Source organism: Rhizobium mayense, from assembly GCF_030272705.1.
Classification (GTDB): Bacteria; Pseudomonadota; Alphaproteobacteria; order Rhizobiales; family Rhizobiaceae; genus Rhizobium; species Rhizobium mayense.
Map to the genome: position 1 here is coordinate 143,520 of NZ_JARFYM010000004.1, position 26,995 is coordinate 170,514.

The 26,995-nt window shown below is 59.2% G+C and carries 22 protein-coding genes; 14 read left to right on the forward strand and 8 right to left on the reverse strand.

What is annotated here, in order from left to right; translation table 11 throughout:
* Nucleotides 1–30: 30 nt before the first annotated feature.
* The 3 genes from tssC to tssA all read right to left on the reverse strand — a co-directional run bounded on the left by tssC (nucleotide 31) and on the right by tssA (nucleotide 3,977).
* Nucleotides 31–1,515, reverse strand: coding sequence for a type VI secretion system contractile sheath large subunit (tssC, locus tag PY649_RS07970; protein WP_285867703.1), 1,485 nt, complete (start codon nucleotides 1,513–1,515; stop codon nucleotides 31–33).
* A 100-nt stretch (nucleotides 1,516–1,615) separates the two neighbouring features.
* Nucleotides 1,616–2,131, reverse strand: coding sequence for a type VI secretion system contractile sheath small subunit (gene tssB, locus PY649_RS07975; RefSeq protein WP_285867704.1), 516 nt, complete (start codon nucleotides 2,129–2,131; stop codon nucleotides 1,616–1,618).
* Nucleotides 2,132–2,294: 163 nt separating this feature from the next.
* On the reverse strand, nucleotides 2,295–3,977 hold the full coding sequence (gene tssA, locus PY649_RS07980; RefSeq protein WP_285867705.1) for a type VI secretion system protein TssA: 1,683 nt from the start codon (nucleotides 3,975–3,977) through the stop codon (nucleotides 2,295–2,297).
* A gap of 202 nt (nucleotides 3,978–4,179) precedes the next feature.
* On the opposite strand from tssA, the gene PY649_RS07985 reads away from it, so the two are divergent.
* Nucleotides 4,180–4,548: an STAS domain-containing protein gene (locus PY649_RS07985; RefSeq protein WP_285867706.1), complete on the forward strand. Its 369-nt coding sequence runs from the start codon at nucleotides 4,180–4,182 to the stop codon at nucleotides 4,546–4,548.
* Nucleotides 4,549–4,584: 36 nt separating this feature from the next.
* On the forward strand, nucleotides 4,585–5,004 hold the full coding sequence (locus tag PY649_RS07990) for an ATP-binding protein (protein ID WP_285867707.1): 420 nt from the start codon (nucleotides 4,585–4,587) through the stop codon (nucleotides 5,002–5,004).
* A 57-nt stretch (nucleotides 5,005–5,061) separates the two neighbouring features.
* Here PY649_RS07990 and PY649_RS07995 read toward each other — a convergent pair whose 3' ends face one another.
* On the reverse strand, nucleotides 5,062–6,009 hold the full coding sequence (locus PY649_RS07995; protein ID WP_285867709.1) for a PP2C family protein-serine/threonine phosphatase: 948 nt from the start codon (nucleotides 6,007–6,009) through the stop codon (nucleotides 5,062–5,064).
* A gap of 205 nt (nucleotides 6,010–6,214) precedes the next feature.
* Between PY649_RS07995 and PY649_RS08000 the strand changes: the two genes are divergently transcribed.
* The 7 genes from PY649_RS08000 to PY649_RS08030 all read left to right on the forward strand — a co-directional run bounded on the left by PY649_RS08000 (nucleotide 6,215) and on the right by PY649_RS08030 (nucleotide 12,578).
* Nucleotides 6,215–6,742, forward strand: a complete 528-nt coding sequence (locus PY649_RS08000) for a ubiquinone biosynthesis methyltransferase UbiE (RefSeq protein WP_285867710.1) — start codon at nucleotides 6,215–6,217, stop codon at nucleotides 6,740–6,742.
* Nucleotides 6,742–7,917, forward strand: a complete 1,176-nt coding sequence (locus tag PY649_RS08005) for a class I SAM-dependent methyltransferase (protein WP_285867711.1) — start codon at nucleotides 6,742–6,744, stop codon at nucleotides 7,915–7,917. The genes PY649_RS08000 and PY649_RS08005 overlap by 1 nt, the downstream gene beginning before the upstream one ends.
* Entirely contained in the window at nucleotides 7,914–10,292 is a 2,379-nt protein-coding gene (locus PY649_RS08010; RefSeq protein ID WP_285867712.1) for a SpoIIE family protein phosphatase, read from the forward strand. Before PY649_RS08005 ends, PY649_RS08010 begins: the two co-directional genes overlap by 4 nt.
* Before the next feature lie 2 nt (nucleotides 10,293–10,294).
* Nucleotides 10,295–10,843: a slr1658 superfamily regulator gene (locus PY649_RS08015; protein ID WP_285867713.1), complete on the forward strand. Its 549-nt coding sequence runs from the start codon at nucleotides 10,295–10,297 to the stop codon at nucleotides 10,841–10,843.
* Nucleotides 10,844–10,875: 32 nt separating this feature from the next.
* Nucleotides 10,876–11,214, forward strand: a complete 339-nt coding sequence (locus PY649_RS08020; protein ID WP_120706833.1) for a slr1659 superfamily regulator — start codon at nucleotides 10,876–10,878, stop codon at nucleotides 11,212–11,214.
* A 153-nt stretch (nucleotides 11,215–11,367) separates the two neighbouring features.
* On the forward strand, nucleotides 11,368–11,805 hold the full coding sequence (locus tag PY649_RS08025) for a hypothetical protein (RefSeq protein ID WP_285867714.1): 438 nt from the start codon (nucleotides 11,368–11,370) through the stop codon (nucleotides 11,803–11,805).
* Nucleotides 11,802–12,578, forward strand: coding sequence for a MinD/ParA family ATP-binding protein (locus tag PY649_RS08030; RefSeq protein ID WP_285867715.1), 777 nt, complete (start codon nucleotides 11,802–11,804; stop codon nucleotides 12,576–12,578). Before PY649_RS08025 ends, PY649_RS08030 begins: the two co-directional genes overlap by 4 nt.
* Before the next feature lie 6 nt (nucleotides 12,579–12,584).
* Here the strand turns inward: PY649_RS08030 and PY649_RS08035 are convergent, their stop codons facing one another.
* From PY649_RS08035 to PY649_RS08050, 4 genes are all read right to left on the reverse strand, one after another.
* Nucleotides 12,585–14,105 (reverse strand): serine/threonine-protein kinase, encoded by a 1,521-nt coding sequence (locus tag PY649_RS08035; protein ID WP_285867716.1) that lies wholly within the window; start codon nucleotides 14,103–14,105, stop codon nucleotides 12,585–12,587.
* A 5-nt stretch (nucleotides 14,106–14,110) separates the two neighbouring features.
* Nucleotides 14,111–15,769 carry a sigma-54-dependent Fis family transcriptional regulator gene (locus tag PY649_RS08040; protein ID WP_285867717.1) on the reverse strand — a complete coding sequence of 553 codons (1,659 nt, stop codon included), beginning with the start codon at nucleotides 15,767–15,769 and terminating at the stop codon, nucleotides 14,111–14,113.
* 81 nt (nucleotides 15,770–15,850) lie between these two features.
* Complete coding sequence (gene tssH / locus PY649_RS08045) at nucleotides 15,851–18,535, reverse strand: type VI secretion system ATPase TssH (protein ID WP_285867718.1); 2,685 nt, start codon at nucleotides 18,533–18,535, stop codon at nucleotides 15,851–15,853.
* 214 nt (nucleotides 18,536–18,749) lie between these two features.
* Nucleotides 18,750–19,262, reverse strand: a complete 513-nt coding sequence (locus PY649_RS08050; RefSeq protein WP_285867719.1) for an Hcp family type VI secretion system effector — start codon at nucleotides 19,260–19,262, stop codon at nucleotides 18,750–18,752.
* Between the two features lie 418 nt (nucleotides 19,263–19,680).
* Here PY649_RS08050 and PY649_RS08055 point away from each other — a divergent pair, with 418 nt between their 5' ends.
* The 5 genes from PY649_RS08055 to PY649_RS08075 are packed head-to-tail and all read left to right on the forward strand — an operon-like array spanning nucleotide 19,681 to nucleotide 26,965.
* Nucleotides 19,681–22,893: a DUF2169 family type VI secretion system accessory protein gene (locus PY649_RS08055; RefSeq protein ID WP_285867720.1), complete on the forward strand. Its 3,213-nt coding sequence runs from the start codon at nucleotides 19,681–19,683 to the stop codon at nucleotides 22,891–22,893.
* On the forward strand, nucleotides 22,886–24,001 hold the full coding sequence (locus PY649_RS08060; protein ID WP_285867721.1) for a pentapeptide repeat-containing protein: 1,116 nt from the start codon (nucleotides 22,886–22,888) through the stop codon (nucleotides 23,999–24,001). The genes PY649_RS08055 and PY649_RS08060 overlap by 8 nt, the downstream gene beginning before the upstream one ends.
* Before the next feature lie 3 nt (nucleotides 24,002–24,004).
* A complete protein-coding gene (locus PY649_RS08065) occupies nucleotides 24,005–24,406 on the forward strand; it encodes a PAAR-like domain-containing protein (RefSeq protein ID WP_285867722.1) in 402 nt (133 codons plus the stop codon).
* Nucleotides 24,407–24,430: 24 nt separating this feature from the next.
* Nucleotides 24,431–25,960 (forward strand): type VI secretion system Vgr family protein, encoded by a 1,530-nt coding sequence (locus PY649_RS08070; RefSeq protein ID WP_285867724.1) that lies wholly within the window; start codon nucleotides 24,431–24,433, stop codon nucleotides 25,958–25,960.
* Between the two features lie 21 nt (nucleotides 25,961–25,981).
* Nucleotides 25,982–26,965: a hypothetical protein gene (locus PY649_RS08075; protein ID WP_285867725.1), complete on the forward strand. Its 984-nt coding sequence runs from the start codon at nucleotides 25,982–25,984 to the stop codon at nucleotides 26,963–26,965.
* The last annotated feature ends 30 nt before the right edge of the window (nucleotides 26,966–26,995 follow it).

Here is a 26,995-nt window from a genome sequence, read left to right on the forward strand (position 1 = left end):
CAGGGCCGGCGGCGGCACTCAAAGCGCGCTTCAGGCCTTATCCAGCTTACCCTTCAGGGAGAGGGTAAAATCCGCGCCCATATATTTGAAATGCGGCTGAACGGACATACCGACGCTATACCAGCCCGGTTCGCCGTCGACATCCGAAACAGTAATCTGTGCCTTACGAAGTGGACGGCGCGAACGGACGTCGGCGGACGGATTGTCCTGGTCCGATACATACTGGCGGATCCAGTTGTTGAGCTCGTTTTCGAGTTCGCCGCGGTTCTTCCAGCTGCCGATGTTTTCGCGCTGGAGCACCTTGATGTAATGCGCCAGGCGATTGACGATCATCATGTAGGGAAGCTGCGTGCCGAGCCGGTAGTTCAGTTCGGCATTTTTGCCCTCGGCCGAGTTGCCGAAGAATTTCGGCTTCTGCACCGAATTTGCCGAGAAGAAGGCGGCGTTGTCGCTGCCCTTGCGCATGGTGAGCGAGATGAAGCCCTGCTCGGCCAGTTCATATTCCTTGCGGTCGGAAATCAGCACTTCCGTCGGAATCTTGCTCTGGAGTTGGCCCATAGCCTCAAAGGTGTGGACCGGCAGGTCCTCGACTGAGCCGCCCGACTGGGGACCGATGATATTCGGGCACCAGCGATAGTTGGCGAAGCTGTCGGTCATGCGGGTGGCAAGCGCGATCGCGGCATTGCCCCAAAGATAATTGTCGGTGCGGCCCTCAGCGCGCTCTTCATAATTGAAGGCCTTGACCGGCACCGTTTCCGAACCATAGGGCGTGCGCAGAAGGAAACGCGGCATTGCCAGGCCGAAATAGCGGGAGTCTTCAGATTCGCGGAAGCCGTTCCACTTGGCGTATTTCGGGCCTTCGAAAATGGATTCCATATCCTTGAGATTCGGGATCTCTTCGAAGCTGTCGACGCCGAACATCGACGGTGCGGCACCGGCGATGAAGGGCGCATGCGACATGGCACCGACACTGGCGCAATATTGAGCGAGCTTCACATCCTGGGCGCCGGGGCCGAAGGCATAATCGCAGACGACGGCACCGACCGGCTGACCACCGAATTGGCCGTATTCCGCAGTGTAAATATGCTTGTACAGGCCGGACTTGGCGACCTCCGGGCTGTCCTCGAAGTCGGTCAGCAGATCGGCTTTCGAGACGTTCATGATCTCGATCTTGATGTTCTGGCGGAAATCGGTGCGATCGACCGCGAAGCGAAGACTGCGCCAGGTCGATTCAAGCGTCATGAAGTCCTTGTTGTGGAGGACTTCGTCGACCTGGGCCGACAGCTTCATGTCGATTTCGGCGATCATCTGGTCGATCGCGGCGCTGTTGACGGTGCTGTCGGCACGCGTCGGCTTCAGCAGTTCGGCGATGAAGGCGCTGACACCCTTCTTCGCAATATCGTAGCCATCGTCGCTCGGGGAAAGCTTGGTTTCCTGCAGGATCTGGTCGAGGAGGGATCCCTCCGCTTCCTGGTAGGTCGTCTCGATTTGCTGCGCCGTCTCTCTCTCAGACATCGTGTGAGCCTTTATTCGATCGTCATCAAAAACGTGAGTTCAGTCCGCGAACTCCACAGACAGGCCGGGCGCTGAAGCACGGCGTCACATGGAGCTTCGGTTACTGATCTTTTTTGGAGGATTCAGTATGGGCAATCAGCTCCGCGAGAAGCTTTTCGCGGGCGTCGTCGTCTCCGAGCACGCCCTGGATTGCTTTACGGAAGGCTGGGACGTTGCCGAGCGGACCCTTCAGCGCAACCAACGCTTCGCGCAGTTCGAGAAGCTTCTTCAGTTCCGGCGTTTGGCGGGCGATCGCTTCCGGCGTGAAATCGTTGAGGTTGTCGAATTTCAGCGAGACGGTCATCTGGCCTGCGTCTGCGCTGCTCTCGTCCACGAGCTTGTTGTCGACGGACAGATCGAGCGACAGATTGTGGCTCTTCATCACCTCGTTGAAGTTTTCCTTGTTCACGTTGATCAAGGAACGATCTTCGACCGGCGTCTCATCGGCGCGCATCGTATAGTCTGCGAGAAATACCATCTTCAGCGGAAGTTCGACTTCTTCCTTCGCGTCGCCGGTAGCTGGTTTGTAACGGATATTGACGCGCTCTTTCGGAGCAACAGACGATTCGTTCGCCATCACCTAATCCCAATCCATGCCCATCTCGAGGCATATGAAAACAAACATTAAGTATAAATGCCCAAGCATGCGGTAGCTTGCCGGTCAGAATATTGCTTGGCCAGTAATGAGGGCCGTGCGGGAGATAATGACTGATGGAAATGTCAGTTTTACAACGTTTTTGTCACGGCATGGAAAAACGTGCTGCCATGACCATGTCGAGGCCCGCGAGCGCCGAGACGATCGCGCTTTTTCTTTCCAGTAGCTCGCCTTCATCCATGAAGCGTTTCGCATTCTCGTGGTCGAGCGCTCGCCATGAAAGATTGGCGAGTGCCGCAGCCAATTGCGGTTCCCAATGCGCGAGGCCGCTGTTTTCGGCGATGGTTTCAAGCTTGCCGACAAGCCCGAGAAGCGACTGCAGCAGGTCGAAGCGCAAGCAATATTCGCCGACTTCGAGCCGGGCAAGAAAGCGGTCGCGCTCGCCATGCCGGCTCTCCGCAAAATCCGCCAGAAGCTTCAGGCCCGGAAGAATCTGGCCCTGCTGCGCGAGCTTGGCGGCCTCCGCCTTGGCGATATCGATGTCGGAACCCGATGCATTCGCACCATCGCCCGCCTCGACCTCCGCCGCAATCCAGCTGATGGTTTCGGCGCTGGCGAAAGGCGTGCCGTCGCTGAACGAGAGCTGCGGGAGACCCGACACTCTTTTCAAGAACAGCCCGAGTTCGCCGGTGACCGCGATGCGCGCCTGATCATATTGCGCGCCAAGCGCCTGCATCGATTGCGCGATCATATATTGCGCGTCGAGCCAGAAGGGCGACGAAAAGAATGCGCTCTCGGCCGACATCAGCAAATCCTGATGATTTCCCGCAGCTTTCAAAGCCTTAATTTCGGCAAGCCGGTTCGCCTGCGGCGGCGGCAACGCCGTCTTCCCGGCTCTTTCGGGCGGAAGCCGGTCGATCTCACCCCATAGGGCGAGGCGAGCGCAGAGATAGACACGAGCATCGGCAGGGGCCTCCTGCCGAACCGCCGTCGCAATTCGTGCAACGGTACTGAAGAGCGTTTGTAGCGCTTTTTCCGCGCCTTCGCCGACCCCTATCTCTGGCACGGCCGGTATCGCGACCGCGCTGGCGGAAGGAACGGGTGGCGGCGGGATCGGAACAGTCACCGCCGGTGCCGGAGGCGGCGTTTCGGCGGGTGGAGCCGGTTGCGGCGGCTCAGCGGGTGCAGCGAGGGTAGGCGGCTCGGCCGCCGCCATCTCGGCCTCGGCTTCCTGCGCGACCCGGGCTTCGATAGCCTGCCGCGCCTCCCGGCCATGTGGACGCAGGGCGCGCACGAGCGGTCCCATCGCCACCGGATATTTCTTCAGCTTTTCGGAAAGAAGCGTGTCGATCTCGACAAGGCGGTCATATGCAATCAGGGCAAAAACCTTCCTGTCCTCGGCGGGCGGCTCACTTTCCACCGTCGTCGCGAGCTTTTCCGCCAGCCAATCGAGCGTCCCTGCCCTTCCGCGCTCGCGGCTGAGCGGAGGAAACATGCCCTCCCAATGGTCCGCCACCATGCCACGCAGGATGCTGATCCCAACCGCCATGCCGCGATAGCCTTCCTCGCGATACAGCCCGTAGACGAGCCGGGATGCCAGGACGAGATCCTTCGAACGGCCCTGCAGAATTTCAAGCGTCTTCCTGTTCAACAGCTTCCAATCGACCGCGGTCGGGCCGCCGGTTTCGATCTTGCGGAACTCCGTCTCCAAGGCCTCGAATTCCGGCTCGCCGCGCAGATCCTCGCCCGCGGGTAGCGGCTCGATCGGAACAGCGCCGATATCAGCTCGAGAATCGTCAAGAAGGAGGCTAAGATCGATGTCCGTCATAAATTTCTCCGGCTGCCGACCGAGAGCCGACGACAGGCGCTGATGAAAAGGAAGACTGCGGCAAATGAAGCAAAACGAAACAACGTCATAGTCGTGTAAATTGTAACTTCTATGAAGTGCCATTCTAAGCGCTTCGTCCGCCTGCGACGGTGTGGGCGCACGGTATCACGACGGGCGCAGATCAACGGGAAGGCACTGGTGAATGCTTGAGCTGGCGGATTCTTTCGAGAACGGCGCGACGATCGTTCATGCGTCGGGAAAGCTCGACACACTGACGGCCAAATCCTTCGAGACACATCTGAGGGCGCATGTGGAAACGGGCAGCGGCCCGCTTCTCGTCGACATGCAGGCAATCGACTATGTCAGCAGTTTCGGCCTGCGTTCCCTGCTCATCATCGCCAAACAGATGGCGCCCTATGGCAGAAAATTCATATTGTTTTCACCCAATGTATCGGTGCTCGAGGTTCTGCGCGTCTCCGGCTTCCTGCGGATCATTTCCGTGGCCGACAGCAAGGCCAAAGCCCTTGCGGACATCGCCGAAGCCGCCGAGAGCGACCAGCAACCGAACTAGGCCGGGCCAGGGGCACCATCAGAACACGTGACATCGATGACGCGCATCATCTGCGAAATATCCGTCGACAACAGGCTGGAGCAGCTGACGGAGATCTACCATGGCCTTGAAGGCTTCGTCGACGCCAACGGGCTGTCGGACGATGTCAAGAATCGGCTGTTCCTGGTCACGGAAGAATTGTTCACCAACATCGTGCATTACGGCTACCAGGAGGGCATCTGCGACCGCATCGTCATAAAGGCCGAGCTGCGGGGGCCGGACGTGCAGCTCACGATGCGCGACCATGCCGCAGCCTTCGACGTATCGCAGCCGCCGAAAGCACCGGCTTCAGACACGGGTATCGAAAGCATGGAGATCGGCGGCCTCGGACTATTCCTGGTCCATGAATTCGCGCAATCCGTTGAGAGCCGGAGGGAAGGCTCCGCCAACGTGACCGAACTGGTTTTGCCGCTTTAGGCGGGCACCACCGTCATTCCGGGCGAGAAATCGCGGCCCAGTTCTCCTGGAACTCCCCTAGAATTCCACGCGCAGAAACGAAAAATCGTCCGGAAGCGTTTGGCTTCCATTGATCGCGCGCGCCCAGGCGAGAACGGCGGACGGCTCGTCCCCGCCCGGCTTGCGCGTAAAATTGAGAATATCCTGGAACGTCAGAGGCTCGCTGCCGTCGGTCCCGATTTCATACGTCCCGTCGCTCAACACCAGCAGACGGTCGCCCGGCTGCACGAGGACCGTCGATGCATCATAGTCCAGATCGGCGATCGCGCCGATCGCCATGCCACCGCTACCGATCAGGAGATCGGTGCTGACGGAACCATCCGGCATTTCGTGCAGCAGAATCGCCGGCGGATGCCCGCCACTTGAAAAGACAAGCTGTCCGGTCGATCGCTGATACACGCCGTACCAGATCGTGAAGAACATGTTGTTCTGCTTTTCCATCGGAAAGGCCGCATTCAAACCGGCAAGAACCGCGGACGGATTACGAAAATCGGCGTTCGGAAGAGCCGAGGCCCTCAGGACATTGATGACGGACGCGGATAAAAGCGCGGCGCCGACGCCGTGACCGCAGACATCAAGCAGATAAATGGCGAAATGATCCGCGTCGATATCGTGATATCCAAAGGAATCGCCGCCAAGCTCTGTCGATGGAACGAGCATCCAGTCGGCCCGCGGCCCGCTTTGCCGCGGCTGTGGCAACAGTGACAGGATATAGCGCAGCGCATCTTTCAATTCTTCGTCCAAGCGCGCCTGAACGCGCTGAAGCAGCATGTTGCTCTCGGCAAGCTGGTCCTCCACCGCTTCGCCGTGCTCGATCGTCGCCTCGTAGAGCAACTTGAGGTCTTCATTCTCGGCACGAAGCGCCTCAACTTCCGCAAGCAGTCGCGCGATGGTGTCGCCGCTGCCAGCGGTTGAAAAATGGTGTTCGTCATCGATCGTGCTGGTAGAAGCCTGAATATCTTGCATAGCGGATTGAACGGGCCAATAGGTGGTTTCGAGGTGTCACAATAAACACGCCATGTGACATAATACTGTCAACCGCCGTCTATAGTTTAGTTATCGGAGAAAAGATCTGCCGTATATCTTCGACACGGCAATTACTAGATTTCTAATATACTTGCGCCCGCTTTTCGGGACTTTCTGGCATATTTTTCAATCCTGGTTTTGGATAATGAATATAGCAGCCTTTCCGCACGACACGTCTTCCGCGACCAAGTTTCAATCGCTCATCGAAGTCGATATGGAGATTGGGATATTCGGTTCGAATTGGAGCCATTGCGATCGCCTTTCCTCCTATGTGGCGCGCATGATCAGCCACAACCGGACCGACTCGCTGCTCTATTCCAACCTTTTCTCCTCCGCTCTGAACGAACTTCTCGAGACCATCTTTCGCACCCATGAGGGATCGGGAAAATTCAGCTGCTCCGTGCGTCGAAACGGCGCGGTCGATCGGGTCGAACTTGTCCTTCCCTGCAGCCCCGGTCAGGCGGGCTTCTATCGCGACACCGTCGAGCTCGCGCGAGGTCCGGACGCGACTGAGAAATACAGGGAGATGCTCTTTTCATCGGATGTAGTCGATACCCGCATCGGCCTGTTCGAACTCGCCGTCGATTATTCGGCGGATATCTCCGTCGAAAGCACCGGCGACGACACCATCAAATTGATCGCCGAGCTGGCGTTGGAAGATGCGGTGGATTGATGTCCGAAGCAGCAAACAGCACATACAAGGTCCGCTTCGACGAGAACAACCAGGAGTTCTCGATCATCGGTTCGATGCGTCCGCAATATGTCGAGGAACTCGATTCCTGCATCCGCTTGATGGAAACCTCGATCGCCAAGGTCAAGGGCACCGTCTATGTCAACGTCAAGCGCCTCGTGCGGCTCAACAATCTTGCCTTCCATGTGCTGGCGAACCTTCTCGTGAAGGCTTGCGCGGAACGGCCGGATCTGAAAATTTCCGTCGTCACCTCGAGCGTCGTCGGCTGGTCCACCCGCAAGTTCAGCGCGCTCCGCGAAATCAGCCCCAACATCGTCATCGAGCAGTACGACAGCGCGTTCTATCCAGGACAGACCTTCCTGGAAGAGGGCGGATTCATTCCGGTTCTGCGGACGCAGACGAAAATGACTTGGCAACACGAAAAGGCGATCCTGCCGCGGCACGGCATGCGCGAGGGGCTGACGATTGCCGATATCTGCTGCGGCATCGGCGATTTCGCTGTGTTGCTACACAAGGAATTCCAGCCGGCACGGCTGGTCGCGCTCGACCATTCGAAATCAAGCCTTGCCTATGCCCGCAAAGTCGCCGCCGATTTCGGGATACAGGGCATCGAATATATCTACGGCGACGCCTCCGAAATGCTGCTCGACGAAGGTCAATTCGATTTCGTCACCTGCCGTCATTCCCTGCAGGTCTTCGACCGGCCGGAACTGATCCTGCGGGAGCTCTATCGCATCTGCAAGCCGGGCGGCCGCGTCTACATCACCAATGAGAAGAACTCCCATTGCCTGGGCGAGCCGCGCGCCGAATCCATTCAATGGACATATAACGAAGTCGCCAAGCTCTGGGCGCATTTCAACATGGATATCGAGTTCGGTCCGAAAAGCCGCCGCTATATGACCGAAGCCGGCTTCGAGGACATCCGCATCGAATCCTTCATGGTCACCAATCTCGATGGCGATCCGCAGAACTTCGCCGACATCATCCAGTCGTGGGAAGACGTCTACGCCGGCCAGATGTCGGTTCAACGTGGCGACAGCGCCGAATTCAACGAGAAATTTCGGCGCGGCTTTCAGGATCACATCTTTGCGGCTCTTCATCCCAAAGGCTATGCCGGCTGGCCGGTCTGGGTCGCATCGGGACGCAAGCCGCAATGACAATAGTTGATAATGCCATCGCGCGACCATCCGCCGTCGGCCGCTTTTCCCGTCGCAGTTTTCGCGCAAAGTTCATCCTCGTCGTCGGCGCCGCGGTGCTCTTCGATCTCATACTGGGTGGCGGGATTGCCATCTGGAACGTGCAGCGGCTTTCCCACAATGCCACGCAGCAGGTGGGTGAAGGCCTGACCGAGGCGAGCGAGGAATATCTGCGGACCTATATCAATACGACGGCCGAGCGCGCCGATCTGCTGCTGGATCAGGTGCATTCGGAAGTGGAATCCCTTGCGAACTCGATGCAGGGGCTGATCGACAATCCCGATCTGCGCCAAGGCCTTGGAACGACGATCGAAGCCAATCCGCAACTTCGGGACGAGCTCGTTTACGACGCGGCTGGAAACTGGGCGCAGAATACCGGCGGTGGGTCTGTCATCAGCGTGTGGAGCTATCTGCTCGGCCCGGACAGGAAGCCGCTACCGGAGGTCGATGCGCTCGTCAAACAGAGTGCCGCCTTCAATCTCTTCGCACCGTCACTGCTTGCGACCGGAGCGCCGAAGCTGCAGATGTATTATGTCGGGCCGAAGAATCGGCCGATCATGCGGACGACGCCCTATTCGCAGCAGGCCCAGACCTTCGACAAGCTCTATCCCGGTCATAACAATATGAACTTCTGGGATTTCTTCTTTCCTGGAGTGTACGAAGGCTGGCAGAACTGGATCAAGAATCCGTCGTCGCACCGGGTTCCTTCCTTCATCACCACGACGGCGCCCTATATCGACGCGATCACCGGGAAGCTTATCGTCAGCTTTTTCCATCCGCTCTGGACGAAGGATCGCAGCGACGTCGCCGGGATGACGGCAGCCGACATCACGCTCGACCAGCTTGCCGGTGTCGTACAGAGTGTCAACATCGCAAAGACCGGCTTCGGCTTCCTGGCAATGTCGAACGGCAACGTCATCGCCACCAGCAAGGCCGGCGAGGAGATATTGGGGCTGAAGTCGAGCGATGTCGGTGGGCAGGGCGTCACCGGCATCAACCGCTCGCTGCGCACCAGCTCGCAACCCGCCATCGCTTCCCTGCAACTGCCGCAGGATCAGGGCACGACGATCAAGCACATCTACCTCAACCGCGACGGCGAGGATGTCCCCTATCTGGTGGTGCTGAAGCAGTTGAGACCCGCCAATCTTTGGGACGGCAAAAATATCGTTGATGAAACGATGTCACTCGGCTTCGTGGTATCCGAGCGCGAAATCTATCACGCGCTGATCGCCGCTCAGGACAATATATCGAAAGCGACCTCCCGCATCGTCGATTATCAGCTGCTGGCGGTTCTGGTCAGCCTGATCATCGTTCTGCTGGCGGTCTTCGCCATTTCTGGCCGCATCACCGCCGGGCTCAGTGCCCTGACCGATGCCGCAAGGCGATTGCAGAACAAGGACTATAGTGTACGCGTCAAGGTGCAGACCCGCGATGAGATCGCGGAAGTCGGGCATGCCTTCAACCGCATGGCCGAGGAAATCAGCTTCCACACCGAGAATCTCGAAAAGCTGGTCGACGAGCGAACGCGCGAACTCGAAGATGCCAATGAGGAAATCACTACCCTCAACGAGCGGCTGAGAAGCGAAAATGTCCGTCTCGGCGCGGAACTCGACATCGCCCGCCACATCCAAATGATGGTTCTGCCCAAGGCCAACGAACTGAACGACATCCAGCAGATCGAGATTGCCGGCTACATGGCGCCCGCCGACGAAGTGGGCGGCGACTATTACGACGTGCTGCACGAAAGCGGCCGCGTCAAGGTCGGCATCGGCGACGTCACCGGCCACGGTCTCGAAAGCGGCGTGCTGATGCTCATGGTCCAGTCCGTCGCCCGCGCCCTTCAGGAAAAGGGCAGCGACGATCCGAAGATGTTCCTCGAAGTCCTGAACCGCGCCATCTACAAGAACATCGAACGGACGAACTCCGACAAACACTTGACGCTCGCCTTCCTCGACTATCACGACCAGAACGTGACGCTCTCAGGCCAGCATGAGGACGTTCTCATCATTCGCCGTGATGGTGCGATGGAGCGGATCGACACCGGCGATCTCGGGTTCCCGGTCGGCCTGGAGAGCGATATTTCGGCCTTCGTCGCCACCCGCAACCTGCCCTTCGAAAGTGGCGACATCATCATATTGCACACGGACGGCGTGACCGAGGCAGAAAGCCCCAGTGGCGAGCTCTTCGGGTTCGACCGGCTTTGCGCCAGTGCGCATGACTACCGCTCGGGCGGTGCCGACGAGATCGTTCGCGGCATCATAGCGGATCTGATGGCGCATATTGGTACGCAGAAAATTCACGATGACATCACGCTCGTAGTTATGAGGCATCGCTAGGCATGATCCAGCAATTCGGACACACCGATTCTTCGAACGGAGCCGCAGCCGATCTCAGTAAGCTTCGCCTTTCGGAAGGTTCGCTTGATATCAGCTGGCACCATTGCAGCACGACCGCCGATTTTCTCGGCGACTTCTTTGCCGTCCAGGCGAAGGCCGGTGATCCGGAACTCAACGAGATTCGCCATGCGATCGGCTATCTCGTCAACGAACTCCTGGAGAATGCCGTGAAATTCCGCGCACCTGGCGATATCGAGATCGAAGCCTCCTTCGAGGACGGCAATTTCGAACTGCGCGTCTTCAACCTGATCGCGGAAGAGACTGCCCAGCGCTTTCAGAGACTGCTGTCAGAAATCACGGCTCGCGACGCAGGGGAACTTCTGATAGAGCGGATCGAGCAGAATGCAGCCGATCCGTCGTCGAGCGGATCGGGCCTGGGCCTGCTGACGTTGATGAGTGACTACGGTGCGCGTCTAGGGTGGAAATTCATACATGACGAGAGGGCCGGGCCAGTAGAGCTGCAGACCTATGCCGCGCTCTCCCTATCATGAGACGCTGATAAACTGGGAAATGGTTATCGAAAATGGAAATTAAAACCAAAGAATATCGCGTCTGGCGGGAAGAAGCGACGATCCACTATGAGGGAACGATGCGTCTTTCCGGGACAGAGGCCTATGCGCCCATTCTCGAGCTGATGGACGATGTATTGAAATCGAAGCCGGAAACGATCGTTCTCGACGTGACGGAACTCGAATTCCTCAACAGTTCCGGCATCAATCTTCTGGCGAAATTTACCATAGAGGTTCGCAATCGGCCGGATGTCGGGATGGCGGTCAGGGGGTCGACTCGGATTCCGTGGCAATCGAAGTCCCTGCCCAACCTGAAGAAGCTCTATCCGGCCGTCGAACTGACGATCAACTAAACAGTCTGGCGCCGCCTAGAGCGTCCTGCTTTCAGGTGGTGCGACCTGAAAGCGGATAAGGCGCTCTAGATTTAAAAGACTAGAGCGACCTTTGTGCGTTCAAATGAACGCACGGCGCTCCGGACCTAAAGCAGCAATCGCTGGGAGAAAGACGTGGCGGAGCCGGAAGGAGAAAGTGCACTCAAGAGCCTCGCCGCAGTATGCGAGGCGATTGCACATGCCAGCTTCGATGACGCGGATCTGCTCTTCAACATCGTCGCCGACGAGACGGTTTCCAACGATATCCGCAACCTCGCCGAGACCTTCGCCAGCATGATGGTGCAAGTCGAGGCGCGTGAGTTTCATGCCAGCCGCCTTATCGCGGATCTCAAGGAAACGCAGCGTCAGCTCGAGGCGGCACAGCAGCAGCTGCAGCGTGAAAACTCCAATCTCAAGCAGCGCTTGAAAAAACTCGATGTCCATTTCGATGAGACGCAGGCCGATCTCGAAATCAAGGAAATCGTCGAGACAGAATATTTCCGCGAGCTGCAGCAACGAGCTAAATCGCTGCGCTCGAAATTCAAACACCAGGCCGACGGCGAGGCCCCTTGACCAAGATCATCTCGACCCATTCCTATCGCGGCGGCACCGGCAAATCGAACCTCACCGCCAATCTCGCCGCGGGCCTTGCTCTGCGCGGCTATCGCGTCGGAGTCATCGATACGGACATCCAGTCTCCGGGCATCCATACGCTTTTCAAGGTCGATCCGCACAACCTCCGCTTCACGCTCAATGACTATCTCTGGGGCCGCTGCGGCGTGACTGAGACTGCGCTCGACGTGACCTCGGGCATAGTCGATGAACAGGGTACGGTGGTGGTGCCGGAAGGCGGACGCGCCTTCCTTGTTCCGTCAAGCATCAAGACCGGCGAAATCGCCCGCATCCTCAAAGAAAAATACGATGTCGAGGATCTGAACACCGGCTTTCAAAACCTCTGCGTCGAGCTGAAACTCGACTATCTGCTGATCGACACGCACCCCGGGGTCAATGAGGAAACGCTGCTGTCGATCGCGATTTCGGATACGTTGATGTTGCTGCTGCGTCCGGATATCCAGGACTACCAGGGAACGGCGGTAACATTGGAGCTCGCGCGCAAACTGGAGGTGCCGCAGCTGCTTCTCGTGGTCAACAAAGCGCTGGAAAGCTTCGATTTCCAGGACCTGTCGCAACGCATCTTCTCGAGCTACCGCACCCCGGTTGCCGCTGTCCTGCCCCTGTCGACCGATCTGGTGCGCATAGGCAGTACCGGTCTCGTCAGAACGCTGTACCCCGATCATCCGTTTTCGCAAGGGGTAGACGCCATCCTCGATCTCATCGAGGACTGACAGCACTCACATCTCAAACAGGCCTTTTTCGAATTCCTCGACCGAACCGATGCGGCCTTCCCTCTCGAAGCATAGGGCTCCGGCAATCACTGCCCAGGCGGCGGGATCGAGATCTGCAATCGGCTCCGGTTCGATCTTTTGGGCGGCGACCTGGTTGGACGGCTGCATGAGGAAGGGATGAACTCCCGTCAGCAGTTGATAGGCAATGCAGCCAAGCGCGAAAATGTCATCGCGTGGATCGCGGATCGCGCCGGCAAACATCTCGGGGCTCGCATAGGATGTCGTCAGCGCATTCAGCGACTGGACATCGAAGCCGCCGGATGAGCCGGCGGTCGCAAGACCAAAGTCGAGCAGTTTCACGCCGTTGTCGTCGCCGACGAAGATATTTCCCGGTTTCAGATCGGAATGCACGACGCCGTTCTGATGCGCATAGGCGAGCCCGGCGCAAATGCCCTTGAGGATCGACACGATCTTGCCGCCCGGCATGGCCTCGCCGGTTGTACTCGCCAGGAGCCTGCTGAGCGGCCTGCCGGTGAGCAATTCCATGACGATGAATATCTCCGACCGATCGCGGTCGAAATCATAGACCGTGGCGATATTCGGATGGGCAAGACTCTGTGCCTTGCGGGCCTCCGCCTCGAGCACGCGCAGAGCATCGGAATTGTTGCGGAATTCGTCGTTGAGAAGCTTCAGCGCCACATAGGGGGCGCCGGCTCCGGCCTCGAGACGCCTGCGGTCGACCGCCGAATAGACGATACCCATGCCGCCCCGACCGATCTCCGCATCAAGGATGAAGCGGTCACGCAGGATGGCGCCGACGCCAGCTCGTTGTCCGTTGAAACCATCCATCTTGCCGAGTTCGAGACCACCCCGTGCGTTGCCGCTGACGGCGCGGCGCGCATCGGAGCGGAATCTGGCGCTTTTGTAGTTGACGAGCAGACCATCCAATGCGTCAGGGCGCCCGGCCTTGGAGGCGGCATCAGCCGATTGCCTGTCGCCTCGAAGCCCGCGATAGTCCTTGACCAGGGCGGACAGAACGACATCGTCGACCTTGCTTTGCACATCGCTATATTGCGGTGGCGCTGCCCCATGGCCGGCCAGGTTCATATAGGACGACGGTAGCGGCGGAATTTTCTCCGAAGATTGCTTCGGCGGATTTGCCGCAGGTTCTACCGGTGATTCAGCGTGCCGGAGCAGCGGCACGGTTGGTTCGTCAAACATATCCTCGCCGGCGGCGAGCGATGCCGTCACGCCCTTGCCCGCTTCTGGATCTTTCGACCGTCCTGCGGCCACTGCCGGCAACAATTTCAGAAGGATATCGGCGATGTCGAGAGGAAGCATGCCGACTGTAGCCGCATTGGAGATGGCGTCCCGAACCCCTGCCGCACCCGCTTCGCCACTGCCAACTTCCGCGGCCAGGCGGCTGACGAGGCCGTCATAGGTCAGCTTGCCTGTGACGAACATCCGGATCGCCCCATCCGCATCTTCGGCGGGAGGTTCGCTACGATCGCCTTTTTTGCCCAGCAAGAATTTCAGCTTTCAATACTTTCTAGGTCTATGCGTGATGCGGAGCCCGGGCGACGAATGTCATAGCGTTGGAGCTTCTCGACAATCGTGCGTCGGCTGACATTGAGATTGCGTGCGGCGCGGCTTTGATTCCAGTTCACTTCCCGCAACTTCGCTTCGATCACGAGAGCCTCATATTGGCCAACGATCGATTTCAGGTCGCCGGCGGGAATCGTGCTCGACATTTCCACTGCCGGTTTTCCGGACAAACCGGTCAGCTCGGCCGGAAGATGGCTGCGGCCGATCTGCTGGCCGTCATCGACGAGCAGCACGGCCCGCTCCAGAATGTTGCGCAACTCGCGCACATTACCGGGATAGCTCCAGCACATCAAGGAATCCAGCGCCTCGGCCGAGAGCTGCGGCGCCTGGCGTCCGATATTGCCCGCGGCGATCGCCAGGAAGTGATTGACCAGCTTCGGGATGTCGGACGGCCGTTCACGCAGCGGCGGAACGACGATCGGGAAGACATTGAGGCGATAAAAGAGATCCTTGCGGAACTCGCCGCGCTCGATCTTCTCCTCGAGATTGACGTTGGTGGCGGCGACGATACGGACATCAACATATTCCGCCTTTGTCGAACCGACGCGCCGCACCTCACCCTCCTGCAGCAGGCGCAACACCTTGGCTTGTAGGCTGAGCGGCATGTCGCCGATCTCATCGAGAAACAGCGTTCCCTGATGCGCCTCATGGGCAAGGCCGGACTTATTGGCAACAGCGCCGGTGAACGCGCCCTTGACGTAACCGAACAGCTCGCTTTCCAACAGGCTCTCCGGCAAGGCGGCGCAATTCTGGGCCACGAAGGGTTTGACGCTACGCTCGCTCGACGAATGGATAAAATTCGCCATCATCTCTTTGCCGGTGCCCGTCTCGCCGCGCAGCAGAATGGGCACAGCAGAGCAAGCGGCGCGGGCAATCAGGCCGTAGGCGCGCTCGATCGGCGGACTGTCGCCGATAAGACCCTTGGGCTTGACGACCTTGCGCGCCACCTTGTTGAGCAGGCGGCTGTTTTCCTGGAGCAATTCCTCGTTCTGGCGGCCGAGCTGCCGGATCAGACGCTGGTTTTCCTCCAGCAGCCTGGTGTTCCAGATGGCGACCGCGGCATGGGCGGCAAAACTCTGCAGCGGCCGCAGGAGGAGATCCGGAAGCGCGCCGACGGTTCCCGTCGCCTTGTCGCGGACATTGACGAGCTGCAGAATGCCAATCGTCTGATCGCCATGAATGAGCGGCGCGATGACGAGGGATGATGTCTGGAAGCCGATCGCCTTGTCCATCTGCCGGATGTTCGAGAAATCATAGCCCGCGGCACCGTTGATATCAGCGAGATTGACGGCGGTCGCCGTCGAAACGGCGAAGGCGGCAGGTTCCTGCAGATTGAGCTGGAGCGATTTCCCATAGATCGCAATGCGTGCTTCCGACTGCGATCCCTCGGTGATACCGCGATAATTGAAGGAAACACGATGCAGATGCCGAGCGAGACGATCCAGCGTGAAGATCGCCGCGCCTTCGGCATTCGACAACCGCATGGCTGCCTCGACGACACGCGACATCAAGGTCTCGATACGCCGCTCGTTGGAGAGCGCAATCGTCAGATCCATAAGGTCTTCATAGATCGTGCGATTGCTCATCTTCGCGATCTTGGACCTTTCCTCTCTCGGCAAGCGTTGATCCAGCGCCATCGCAGCCCCTCGCCGCTCCTGCACCGGCAACTAAGACAGGAGGTAAGCGAAGCCTCCCGTTCGCGCGAGTTCGACGCTCACCTTGTCATGGCTCTTGCCCTCTTCGCCGAGATTGCTGAGCAGCTCGGTTGCGAGCTGCGGCAGGAGAGTCCGATTGATGATGTGATCGATATTGCGGGCGCCGGTTTCGACTTCCGTGCAGCGGGCGGCGATGGCATTGACGACGTCGTCGGAATAGGAGAACGCCATCTTCTGGTTTTCGCGCAGACGATTCCCAACCTTGTTGAGCTTTAGCCTGACGATCTTTTCGAGCGGTTCGCCGATCAGCGGGTAGAAGGGCACGATCTGCATGCGGGCAAGCAAGGCCGGCTTGAAATGGGCGCTGAGAGTCGGGCGGATCGCCTCAACCAGTTCCTCGACGCTTGGCTTGACGCCGCGCGTGCCGAGTTCGGTGAGGATGTCGGTCGCTAGATTGCTGGTCAGCACGATGATGGTGTTCTTGAAATCGACCAGGCGACCTTCGCCGTCGGAGAGCATGCCCTTGTCGAAGACCTGGTAGAAAAGGTTCATCACCTCAAGATCGGCCTTCTCGACCTCGTCTAGCAGGACGACCGAGTAGGGACGCTGGCGCACCGCTTCCGTCAGCACACCGCCTTCACCATAGCCGACATAGCCGGGAGGCGAGCCGACGAGCTTCGAAACCGTATGCTTTTCCTGGAATTCCGACATGTTGACCGAGATCAGGAAGCGCTCACCGCCGAACAGCTGATCGGCGATGGCAGTTGCGAGCTCGGTCTTACCGACGCCGGAGGGACCGACGAAGAGGAAGACGCCCATTGGTGCATCCGGATTTTGCACGCCGGCCTTGGCGACGCGCACGCCATGGTCGATCGCCTCGATCGCCTGATCCTGGCCGATCACGCGCTGACCGAGATTTTCGGCAAGCGTCAGGATCGACTTGGCCTCATCGCGGACCATGTTGCCGAGCGGGATACCAGTCCAATCGGCGATCACTTGACCGACAGCTTCGGCTGTCACTTCGAAGGAAACCAGCGGATTGCCGCGCTGCAACTGCTTAAGCTTGGCGGAAGCCTCCTGGAATTCGCTCTTCAATGCATCCGTATCGACGGCGGGGTCTGTGGCTTCGCCGCCGTCCGCGGCCGGCTTCAACACCTTATCGCCTTCCAGCGACAGGCCAAGCTGACTGCGGATTTCGAGGATGCGATGCACCAGCTCGATTTCCTCGTTGCGCTTGGCAATCAGGCCGGCAGCCTCGGTTTCAAGGGTTGCAATATCTGCTTCAATTTCGGCAATGCGCGGATCGGTATCGCCGAGATTGGAATGATGATCGCGCAGCAGCGCTTCCAGCGCGCGCTTCTGCTCGGCAATGCGCTTCTGCTTGAGCTCGATGACGGAAGGCGTCGAGGAAAGTGACAATTTGACCCGGGCGCAGGCGGTATCCAGAACATCGACCGCCTTGTCGGGCAATTGCCGGCCGGAGATGTAACGAGCGGAGAGCTTGGCCGCGGCTTCGACGGCGCTATCACGGATATAGATACCGTGGGCCTTCTCATAGGCCCCGCGCAGTCCGCGCATGATGGTGACCGCCTGCTCTGGGCTCGGCTCATCGAGCTTGACGAGTTGGAAGCGGCGGGCAAGCGCCGGGTCCTTTTCGAAATACTTCTTGTATTCGCTCCAAGTCGTAGCAGCGATAGTGCGCAGCTCGCCGCGCGCGAGAGCCGGCTTTAGTAGGTTTGCCGCATCCGCCCCGCCGGCCGCGCCACCGGCGCCGATCAGCATATGGGCTTCATCGATGAAGAGAATGATCGGCTTCGGCGAAGCCTTGACCTCATCGATGATCGCCTTGAGGCGGCTTTCGAATTCACCTTTCACGCCGGCTCCGGCCTGCAGCATCCCAAGATCGAGGCCAATGAGTTCGACATCCCTCAAGAAATCCGGGACATCGCCCTCGGAAATCTTCAAGGCCAGCCCCTCGACGACAGCCGTCTTGCCGACGCCCGGATCACCGACGCAGATCGGATTGTTCTTGCGGCGGCGGCCGAGGATGTCGATCATCTGCTGGATTTCGAGATCGCGGCAGAAGACGGCATCGATCTTGCCGGCACGCGCCTGGCTGGTGAAGTTGGTGCAGAATTTGCCGAGCGCGCTGTCGGGATCGGTTCCCGCCGCGGCGTTACTGGCAGCAGCGGCTTCGCCGCGGCTCACAGCCGCTGCCTCGCTCTCCTGCGAGCCGTCGACGGCGGCAGCAAATTCCTTCTTCAGGCGTTCGAAGGAAATGGAGCCGAGGACGGACAGCCAGCGATCATCGCCAAAGCGATTGGGACGGGCAAAGACGGTGGTGAAGAGACTGCCGGAGCGGACCTGATCAAGCCCCAGCTCGACGGAACTGACCAGCCATGCATCGGTCAGCCATTCAACGAGAAGCGGCGAAAAGACCGGGCGGCCCTGGTTGCCGCTGCGGATCGTTTCCAGAACCGCCTGCAGCTTGCGCTTCAGATTTGCCGGATCGACCTCGAAATAGCGACAGATGGACTGCACATCGTGCTGCGTGTCCTCGATGAACACGAGCAGGAGGTGCTCGATCGAGACTTCATAATGGCCGCGGGAAACCGCAAGGCCCGCGGCAGATTCCAGAGCACGGCGGCAATAAGTGTCAAGGCGCCCGATCAGGCGACGAAGGTCCAGGTCAACCAACGAAATATATCCTTGTTCGCGTCGCAGAAAAAAACGACGCCTGAAAAGTCTCAATTGAAAATACTGTCGGCATATCGCTAGCGCGCCGATGTAACAGGAATTTTTCAACTGTCACGAAATCGGCTTTTGACGAAAGCCGCCCCCGCAAGATGCGGGAACGGCTGCAATCGCGCATCGCAGGCTCCGAAGTGGAGCAATCGCTGCGAGAACTGGATCAGGCAACCGGCTTGCGCCAGTCGTCGGAAGCCGAGGTGCCGGCCTTCTCGTGCGTCCAGTCGCACTTGCGATAGGTGAACGACCACTCTTCGATGTTGCCACGATGATCGTTGGCGGAGTCATTCACGTCCGGGAGGATCGTCTTGCCTTCGACGAGAACGGCATCGGTCCACTTGATGGTGAAGTAATGTTCTTGCGTGCCCTTGGTCGAGGTGCGCCAGAACTTCAGCTCGATTTCGAGGTTTTCGCCGGTGGCAAGCGCCTGCCAGAGCATCGGAGAAGCCTTGTCGAGCGGCTTGACGAACATAGCGGGTTCATGGCGGCGGGTGCCGATGGCAGTGCCGGAATTCGGGTCGCGCGGAACGATCGCGTTGCTGCGGAACGAATAGACGATGGATTCGCCTTCGTGGCCTTCCTGCCAGGTGTTGCCGATGGAGTCAGCGGTCGAAGCGTCCTTGGTGATGGCACCCTGAGTAGCGCCACTGATGGTAATGTAGCCAATGTTAGCCATGAAAAATCTCTCCAGAAAAATCGCGAATGATCAACTGACGGTTCGAGGGTGTCAGCGCCAACATCAGCAGCAAGCAGCATGCCAATCTCATCGCGGAAAAATTCTCGCAACTTAATCAGAGGCTTGAAGCGGCGGCGCCGATTTTTCACCCGCTTTCGGCTGCGCAGTTTTCTTCTCAGCATGGCTCTAACCGCGCGGGTTTCCATACGTACGCTCCGGTCGGAAAAATCGACGGACCGCACGGTCCATAGGATTGCTCCGATTGATTTCATTGGCTTTCCGGGTCCCGCCCTCCATTGCCGAAATGGGCACTGCGCATTTTTTCTGGAATTGACGATATCGCTCGTTCGGAGAAATTTGCCCGACAGACTTGAGCCGATCGGGTCGGAGTCGAGTTTTCAGGAGAGGAGCGACGAGCATGCCAGCCATCATCAAGCCGTCGCGCATTGCCACCGCCGTTCATGTGGAACCGGCCGAAGGCGGCGGGCAGATGACCCTTTCCGCCTTTCTTCTGTTCGATTTCGCCACCCCTCGAATATTCCTGACCGATCAGGCGCTGTGGCCGATGGTCGTCGAGCAGATGCCAAAGGGCGCCGTCTTCGACAAGGGCCAATTGAAGCCCAAGGGCGAAATGATCGTCGCCGGAGCGGCACTTGCGCCCGGCGACCAGCCGATCACCGGCATCAGGGTTACCGCAAGACTGGGAGCGATGGAGAAGCGGCTTGCCGTTTTCGGCGATCGCTACTGGCGGCTGACGGATCGCGGGATCGCCATGACAGAGGCCCGGCCTTTCGATCGGATGCCGATCGACGACCTCCATGCATTCGGCGGTCCGGACCACAAGGTCAACCCTCGTGGAAAAGGCGACAAAGCCCGGCAGATCGTCGATGCGGGCTATGAAGCGCCCCTGCCCAACGTTGAGGATGCCGACCGGCCCATACGCTCGATCGATGACAGGCCGCCGCCGGTCGGTTTCGGGCCTTTGCCGCCCGATGCCGCACAGCGCATGCGCTATGCCGGAACCTACGACCAACACTGGGTCAAGAACGTTTCGCCGCGCAAGCCCGCGGATTTCAATCCGCTTTTTCACTGCGATGCACCCGAGGATCAGCGCTTCGACGCGCATTTCGCCGGTGATGAGGCCTTCGCCGTCTCAGGCATGTCGCGGGGCGGCCTCGCCGCCGGCCGGTTGCCGAATGTGCGGCTTCGCGCTTTCATCCACCGCGGCAGCGATGGCAGCCTCACGGAAACACGGATGGTCTGCGACACCGTGACTCTGTTTCCGAACATCACCAAGGCGACGATGGCGTTCCGCGCCCTGGCGAAGGACACCGATTCCTTCTGCGCGGATATCGCTACCGTGATGGTCGCCATGGAATATGCCGAAGTTCCTCCCCGTCCGGTCGACTACTATCGCCATATTTTCAGAGTGCGTACCGATCGGCAGGAAGCCCATAAGCACGCCTTCTCCGACTTCCAGCTCATGCCCGAGGTCGATCCCGCCATCGTCTCGGCTCGCCGCGCCGCAAAACTCGAGGACGCGCGCGCCAAGCAGTTGCAGTTCATCGACAATCTGAATTGGGCGGCAAGAAAGGCTGTTGAGGACCAGGGCTTGCCTGCCGATATCGTATCGCCGCTCGACAGCAGCGGTATTGACGCCTTGCCGCTGGTTCCTCAGCCGACTGCGCAGGAAATCGCCGATGGCGATTTCGACCTTGCGGAGCTTATCGATGACGTGAAGACCATGGAAAAGGCGCTTCTCGAAATGCGGGACCGGGAGATGGCGGCCGCCGAACTTCAGCGCCGCGCCCTGGTGAAATCGACGCCGGCCTTTCTGACGGATTTCCTGGCGCAGCCGATTGCAGACGACGCCCATATGGCGCGCTTTGCCGATCTCACCCTCGACGACGACGTCACCGCCGGCCTTGCCGGAGCTGGTCGAGTTCTCGGCGACAACAAGACCGCGCTAGAAGGGCTCCACCCCGAATTTTCCGGCGAGGCCTTCGCGCATCTCCCGGACGAGCTCGACAATATTTTCGACGCGCTTTCAGACCGCGGCCCCGCGAACGCCGAAGCGGTTGAGAAACAATTCGCGGCGGCCTGCGCGCGGGCTATGCGGCAACCGGAAGGCTCGCTGCTGTTCGAAGCGCGGCAATCGATCCGGAACACCAAACTCGATAGTTTCGACTTCAGCCAGCCGTTCGACCAGACAGCCGATGTGCACCGCGAATTCGCCAATCTCTTCAGCAACATAACGGCGGAGACGCCGTCTAAGGAAGCGACGATCTCGCCGGCGGGGCTGTTTCCGACGGAGGAGATCGCCGTCGATCGCGGCGATGCCGAGCAGGCGCTCGCGAAGGCGGCGTCAACTATCGAGGCCAAGTTCCCGCATCTGCTGGGCAACGGCGAAGACGGCGACGCAATCGAGCGCCTGATGTCGAAGGTCCGTGAGTTTGCGCCTACCGCCAAGGACCAGGAGGCCAAAGGACTGGCCCCAGCCACATTGGTGGAACGCAAGAGGTCTGAAGCCCTGGACAATCTGGACGAAGCCGAGGAGATGGTCGACGAAGCGATCCTCGCCGGCAGGCAGAAGACCCCGGCCGCAATCTTTCCGATGCAGGCTTTCCTGCCCGGTGTCGCCGACCGTCTCGGCGCTTTCGTGATCCAAAAGCTAAAAGAAGGTCATGACTTCAGAGGCGCCGATCTCGCCGGCGCCGATCTGCGCAACGCGGACTTCAGCGGCCTCGATCTGCGCGCGACATTCTTCGAGCGCGCCGATCTCACCAATGCCCGTTTCGCCGGCGCGAATCTGGAAGGCGCGGTCTTTACCGAGGCCATCCTTAGCGGCGCAGACTTCAGCGGCGCATCCATGACCAAGGCGAACCTCAGCAAGGCCGTCCTGCGCGGCAGCAGGCTCGACCGCTGCCAGCTCGACAATTGCACGCTGGTCGGCACGGATTTCACCGGAGCGTCGGCGCGTGAAATGCGCGCGTCACGGATCACGATTATTGAATCGGTTCTCGATGACGCCGACTTCAGCGGCGCCGATCTGGCCGAAGTGCAGATACTGAAAGGCAAAGCCGATGGTCTGGTTCTGGACAAGGCTCGCGTCAGCCGCGCATCTTTCATGGTGCTCTCCATGAGGGACGCGTCTTTCAAGGAGGCAGCGCTGGAACGGGTCGCCTTCATGGAGCTGACGGCGCCCGGCGCGAATTTCGCGCATGCCCAGATGAACTGCGTCGGCTTCATCGGCAAGGGCGATCTGAGCGGCGGCCGCTTCGAGGAGGTCGTGGCGACCGATACATCCTGGAACACTGCCGACATGACGGAGTCCTGCTTTTTGCGGGCGCGGTGCGACTCCTGCCTTTTCAACGATTGCGATATGAGCGCGTCCGATCTGCGCCTTGCCTCGCTGAAACGTGCCCGCTTCGATAAATCCATTCTTGCCGACAGCGATCTCTTCGGCGCCAATCTCTATGGCGCGTCGATCGGCAAGGTCGACCTGCGACGGACCTCGCTGCGCGGAGCCAACCTCTATCTCGCCAATCTGACGGACGCCCAACTTGGAAGCTGCGACCTGACGGGCGCCAATCTGGGCAAGACCATGTTGGAGGTGCCGAGCGATGCCTAAGCAACCCGAGAGAATGCCAACCAATCTCAGCGAGATTTTCGAATACCTGGCTCACGCGCAGCCTGTGATGCTGAAGATCGCTTCCGGCACCGATTTTTCGCGCCAATCGATGCGAAGAGCGTCCTTCGTTCTCTGCACCCTCAAATCCAGCTCGTTCGTCGACGCCGACCTGACGGGGGCCTCCTTCACCAGCTGCGATCTCTCGAACGCGGTCTTCACCGACTGCATCCTGTCCGGAACGCGCTTTGTCGACTGCGACCTCGCGCGTGCCGATTTCCGCGATTGTCAGTTGGAAACGACGCAGTTCGTCGCCGGCAAGGCGGTCGGAGCCGCCTATCAGGGTGCGGCGATCGCCAAGGCATCCTTTGCCAAGACGGATATTTCGCAGACCGATTTCCGAGATGCTACCGTGGAGCGCTCGGCCTTCCTCGACTGTCCGATCGAAGGACTATCGGTGACGGGCGCCGTGCTTTCCAGCGTCATGCTGACCAAGGCCGATCTGCGCGATATCGATCTGACTGATGTTCATATCGACACCGCAGTTTTTTCCGAAGCCGATCTTTCCGGCAAGGATCTCACGGGTCAGTCGCTGCAGAGATGCACCTTCTACAAGGGCAAGTTCACGCAGACCCGTCTCGACGCCGCCCGTCTTGACGGCAGCGTATTTGCCGATTGCGATTTCGACGGAGCCTCGGCCTCGGGAATTTCGGGGAATATGACCTGCTTCACCAAAAGCCGGATGGACGGGCTCGATTTGTCGAACAGCAATCTGTCGATGTCGAATTTCGTTCAATCCAGCATCAAGGGCGCGATCTTCAACGGCAGCCAGCTCTACTCGGCCGCTTTCACCGAAGCCGACGCAAAGGCCGCGCAATTCGAACGCTGCAACCTGCAGCAGGCTGACTTTTCCCGTGCCGATCTATCCGCCGGCAACTTCGGCGCCGCAACCTTTTCAAATACCAAGTTTCATGCAGCCAGACGCGACGGCGCGCTGTTTGCGGGCGCATCCGGGAGTGTGATCGAGACCGATCAGGATCGGGCCATCGCCGAGCTCTATACGCCGCGGATCGTCGTGCTCGACGGAGACGATATCAGGGGGACGAGATAAAGAATGTTCGTGAATTCACAAGGGCCCATTCCGGGAATGGATTTCTCGGCGCCTGACGTCTACCTGCAGCCCACACCCGTCGGTCCCGTTCCCGTTCCTTTCTTCAGCATGGGGATGCGGCCTACCGATATTCCGACGAATTTCCGATTCCTGATCATGTGCATGCCGTCGCACAATCTCATGAACGAGGCGCCGGTGACGATCAGCGGTCCCGGCCCCGGCGTCGCATCGGGCATGGTCTGTTCCGAGAGCCACAATGCCATCGGCTCCGTCAAATTCTTCATTCAGGCGATGCCGGCCACCCGCGCATTGCTGGATCCCACCTTGCAGAACGGCATATCGCCTAATTCGGTCGGGATGACGATCGTTCCCTCCCAAGTTTGCCTGGTCAACCCGAGCGCCTGACGACAACAGCCGAGAGAGTAGAAGATGAGCACGAATAGCATGCAGGAAATGCTGATCACGCTGCCGGGAACAACGTCGGACGTGGTCTACGTCGAAAGCGTCAGGGGACGCGAGACGCTGTCGAGCGCCTATGAATTCGAGGCCGATGTCGTCTGCCGCACTCCGCTTCAGATCGAGCCGATGCTCGGCAAGGCGGCGAAGCTCGAGCTGCGCGTGCTTGACGAGGAAGCCGTGGTGCATGGCATCGTCGCCGCCGCAACAACGCTCGATCCAACCACCAACCGCGAATTCTGCTACCGCTTCGTCATCGCACCCGAATTGGCCCTGATGAAGCTCAGCCGGCAAAACCAGATCTACGGCACCGACCGCGACATGAACGTGGTCGACATCGTCGAGAAGGAATTGAGCGACGGCAACAAGAGCGGCTCCAAAACCGCCTCCAGCCGGGTCGGCCGCTCCATCCCGCATCAGATACTTGCCGACAAATCGAGCTATCCGAAGCTCGATTTCACCATGCAGTACAACGAAAGCGACTTCGATTTCGTGTCGCGGCTCTGTGAAAAATTCGGCATCTTCTACATGTTCGATCAGAGCGGCGATCAGGAGGTCGTCCAGTTCTGCGACCGCAAGGAGCATTTCCGCCGCGTGTCGGGACGCAAGCTGACCGAAGAGCTGCCGTTTCGCGGCGAAGCGCAGATCCGCAGCCAGGGCGACTTTGCCATCCGCTCTTTCAAAGGCACCTACAAGGTCTCGGCGGGATCAATCCATCGCCGGGAATTCAACGACGAAACCCCGACGGTCGATCTGTCCGTTTCCCACGACGCGACCTATTCTGGTCAGGGCATCGACGTGCGCTACGACGAGAATTACCGCACCGTCGGCGAGGGCAATTTCCTGGCGACGCGACGGATGGAGCAGGTGACAGCCGAACGGCTGACATTTGTCGGCGAAAGCAATATTCCGCTGCTCCGGCCCGGAATGATCTTCAAGTTGGTCGATCATCCGATCGCTGAACTCGAAGCCTATTACGTCATCACCCACGTCGAGCACGAGATGGCCGAACCGACGCCGCTCGGCTTCAGCTCGACGGACAAAAAGAGCGAGCCCTATCGCAACCGTTTCACCTGCATTCCCTTCAGCACCCAGTACCGTCCGCCGCTTTTGACGCCGAGACCCGTCGTCAACGGTTTCCTGATCGGCTTCGTCGACGGCGAAGGCAGCTCGAAACGGGCGGAGCTCGACCAGTATGGCCGCTACCGCATCCGCATCATGGACGAGGAGAGCGGCCTTTCCGGCGGCAAGGCGAGCTATCTCGTGCGCAAGGTCGAGCCCTACGGCGGCGGCGATGGCTTCGGCTCGCATTCCACGCTGAACGTCGGCACGGAGGTCATCCTCGGATTCCTGCACGGCGACCCGGACCGGCCTGTCATCGCGGGCGCCTTCTCCAATGCTCACCTTTCCAATCCCGTCACGCAAACCAACAGCAATGTCGCCCATCGCACGCGCACCGCATCCGGCATCATCCTGCAGATGTGCGATGGCGCCGCCCGCTGACGATAGCCAAAGGACACGGCAATGACCGACGCATCCTCCTCTTCGGTTTCAGTCTCCGATACTTCCGGTACGGCCTACCAGAACTCCTCCACCTATCTCTTCGTCCCCGGCGCATTGGGCAAGGATTCCACCGTCGCGACCGACGACGCCAACACGCCGGGCGCCTACTTCCGACTTGGCAGCTATTCGGACATGGAGACCGGCGCACAGAAAAATAGCGCCAACCAGGCCCTGTTCTTTCCGAGAAATCACCTCAAGGACGAGATGTTGAACGGAAGTCAGAGCGTCGGGAAGGGTATCCTTCTGGCCTGCAACGGCCGGCTGATGATGCGCAGCTCCGAAGAGACCTATCTGCATAGCACGGGCTCGATCAATATCGACACCGAGGACAAGCTGAACGTCCATGCGGACAAGGATATCCTAGTCACGTCGAACGAGACGATAACGATCCAGAATGCCCAGTCGAAGGCGATCACGATCATCGCAGGCAACGGTCAAGGGAACCTGACGACCAAGGGTCTGCAGGCCACCATCGAGATCAACGGCAACGAATTCAAATCCACCACCTCGGACAGCTTCAGCTACTACCGGTGCAACGTCTACACCTATAAGCTCGGCGGCATGGTCGACGTGACCCTGGGCGGCAAGTTTTCCTACTGGCTCGGCGATGCACTGAGCATCACGACGTCTATCGACCTGACGATCTCGCTCAGCATCGCCATGACCCTCTATGTCGTCAAGATCGACATAGGCCTCATAAAATTGGACTTCGTCCGTAACAAATACGAAATGAAAGAAGGCAATTTCATCGCGTCCAAGGCCAACTTCTTCATCTTCGGAGCCAAGGCGGAAACAGCAGTCACGAAGGCCGACGAAACTGCAGTCAGCAACCAGACGAAGGCCGTCGATTCAGGGGATGCTGGCGTGCAGACCTGGGTCAAGGGCGTAGTTTCGAAGGTCAGCGGACCGGACTCCGAAATATCCGAGATCAAGAGCAACATGTGACGCAATGCCGGCAAACCGGATGGGGAAATA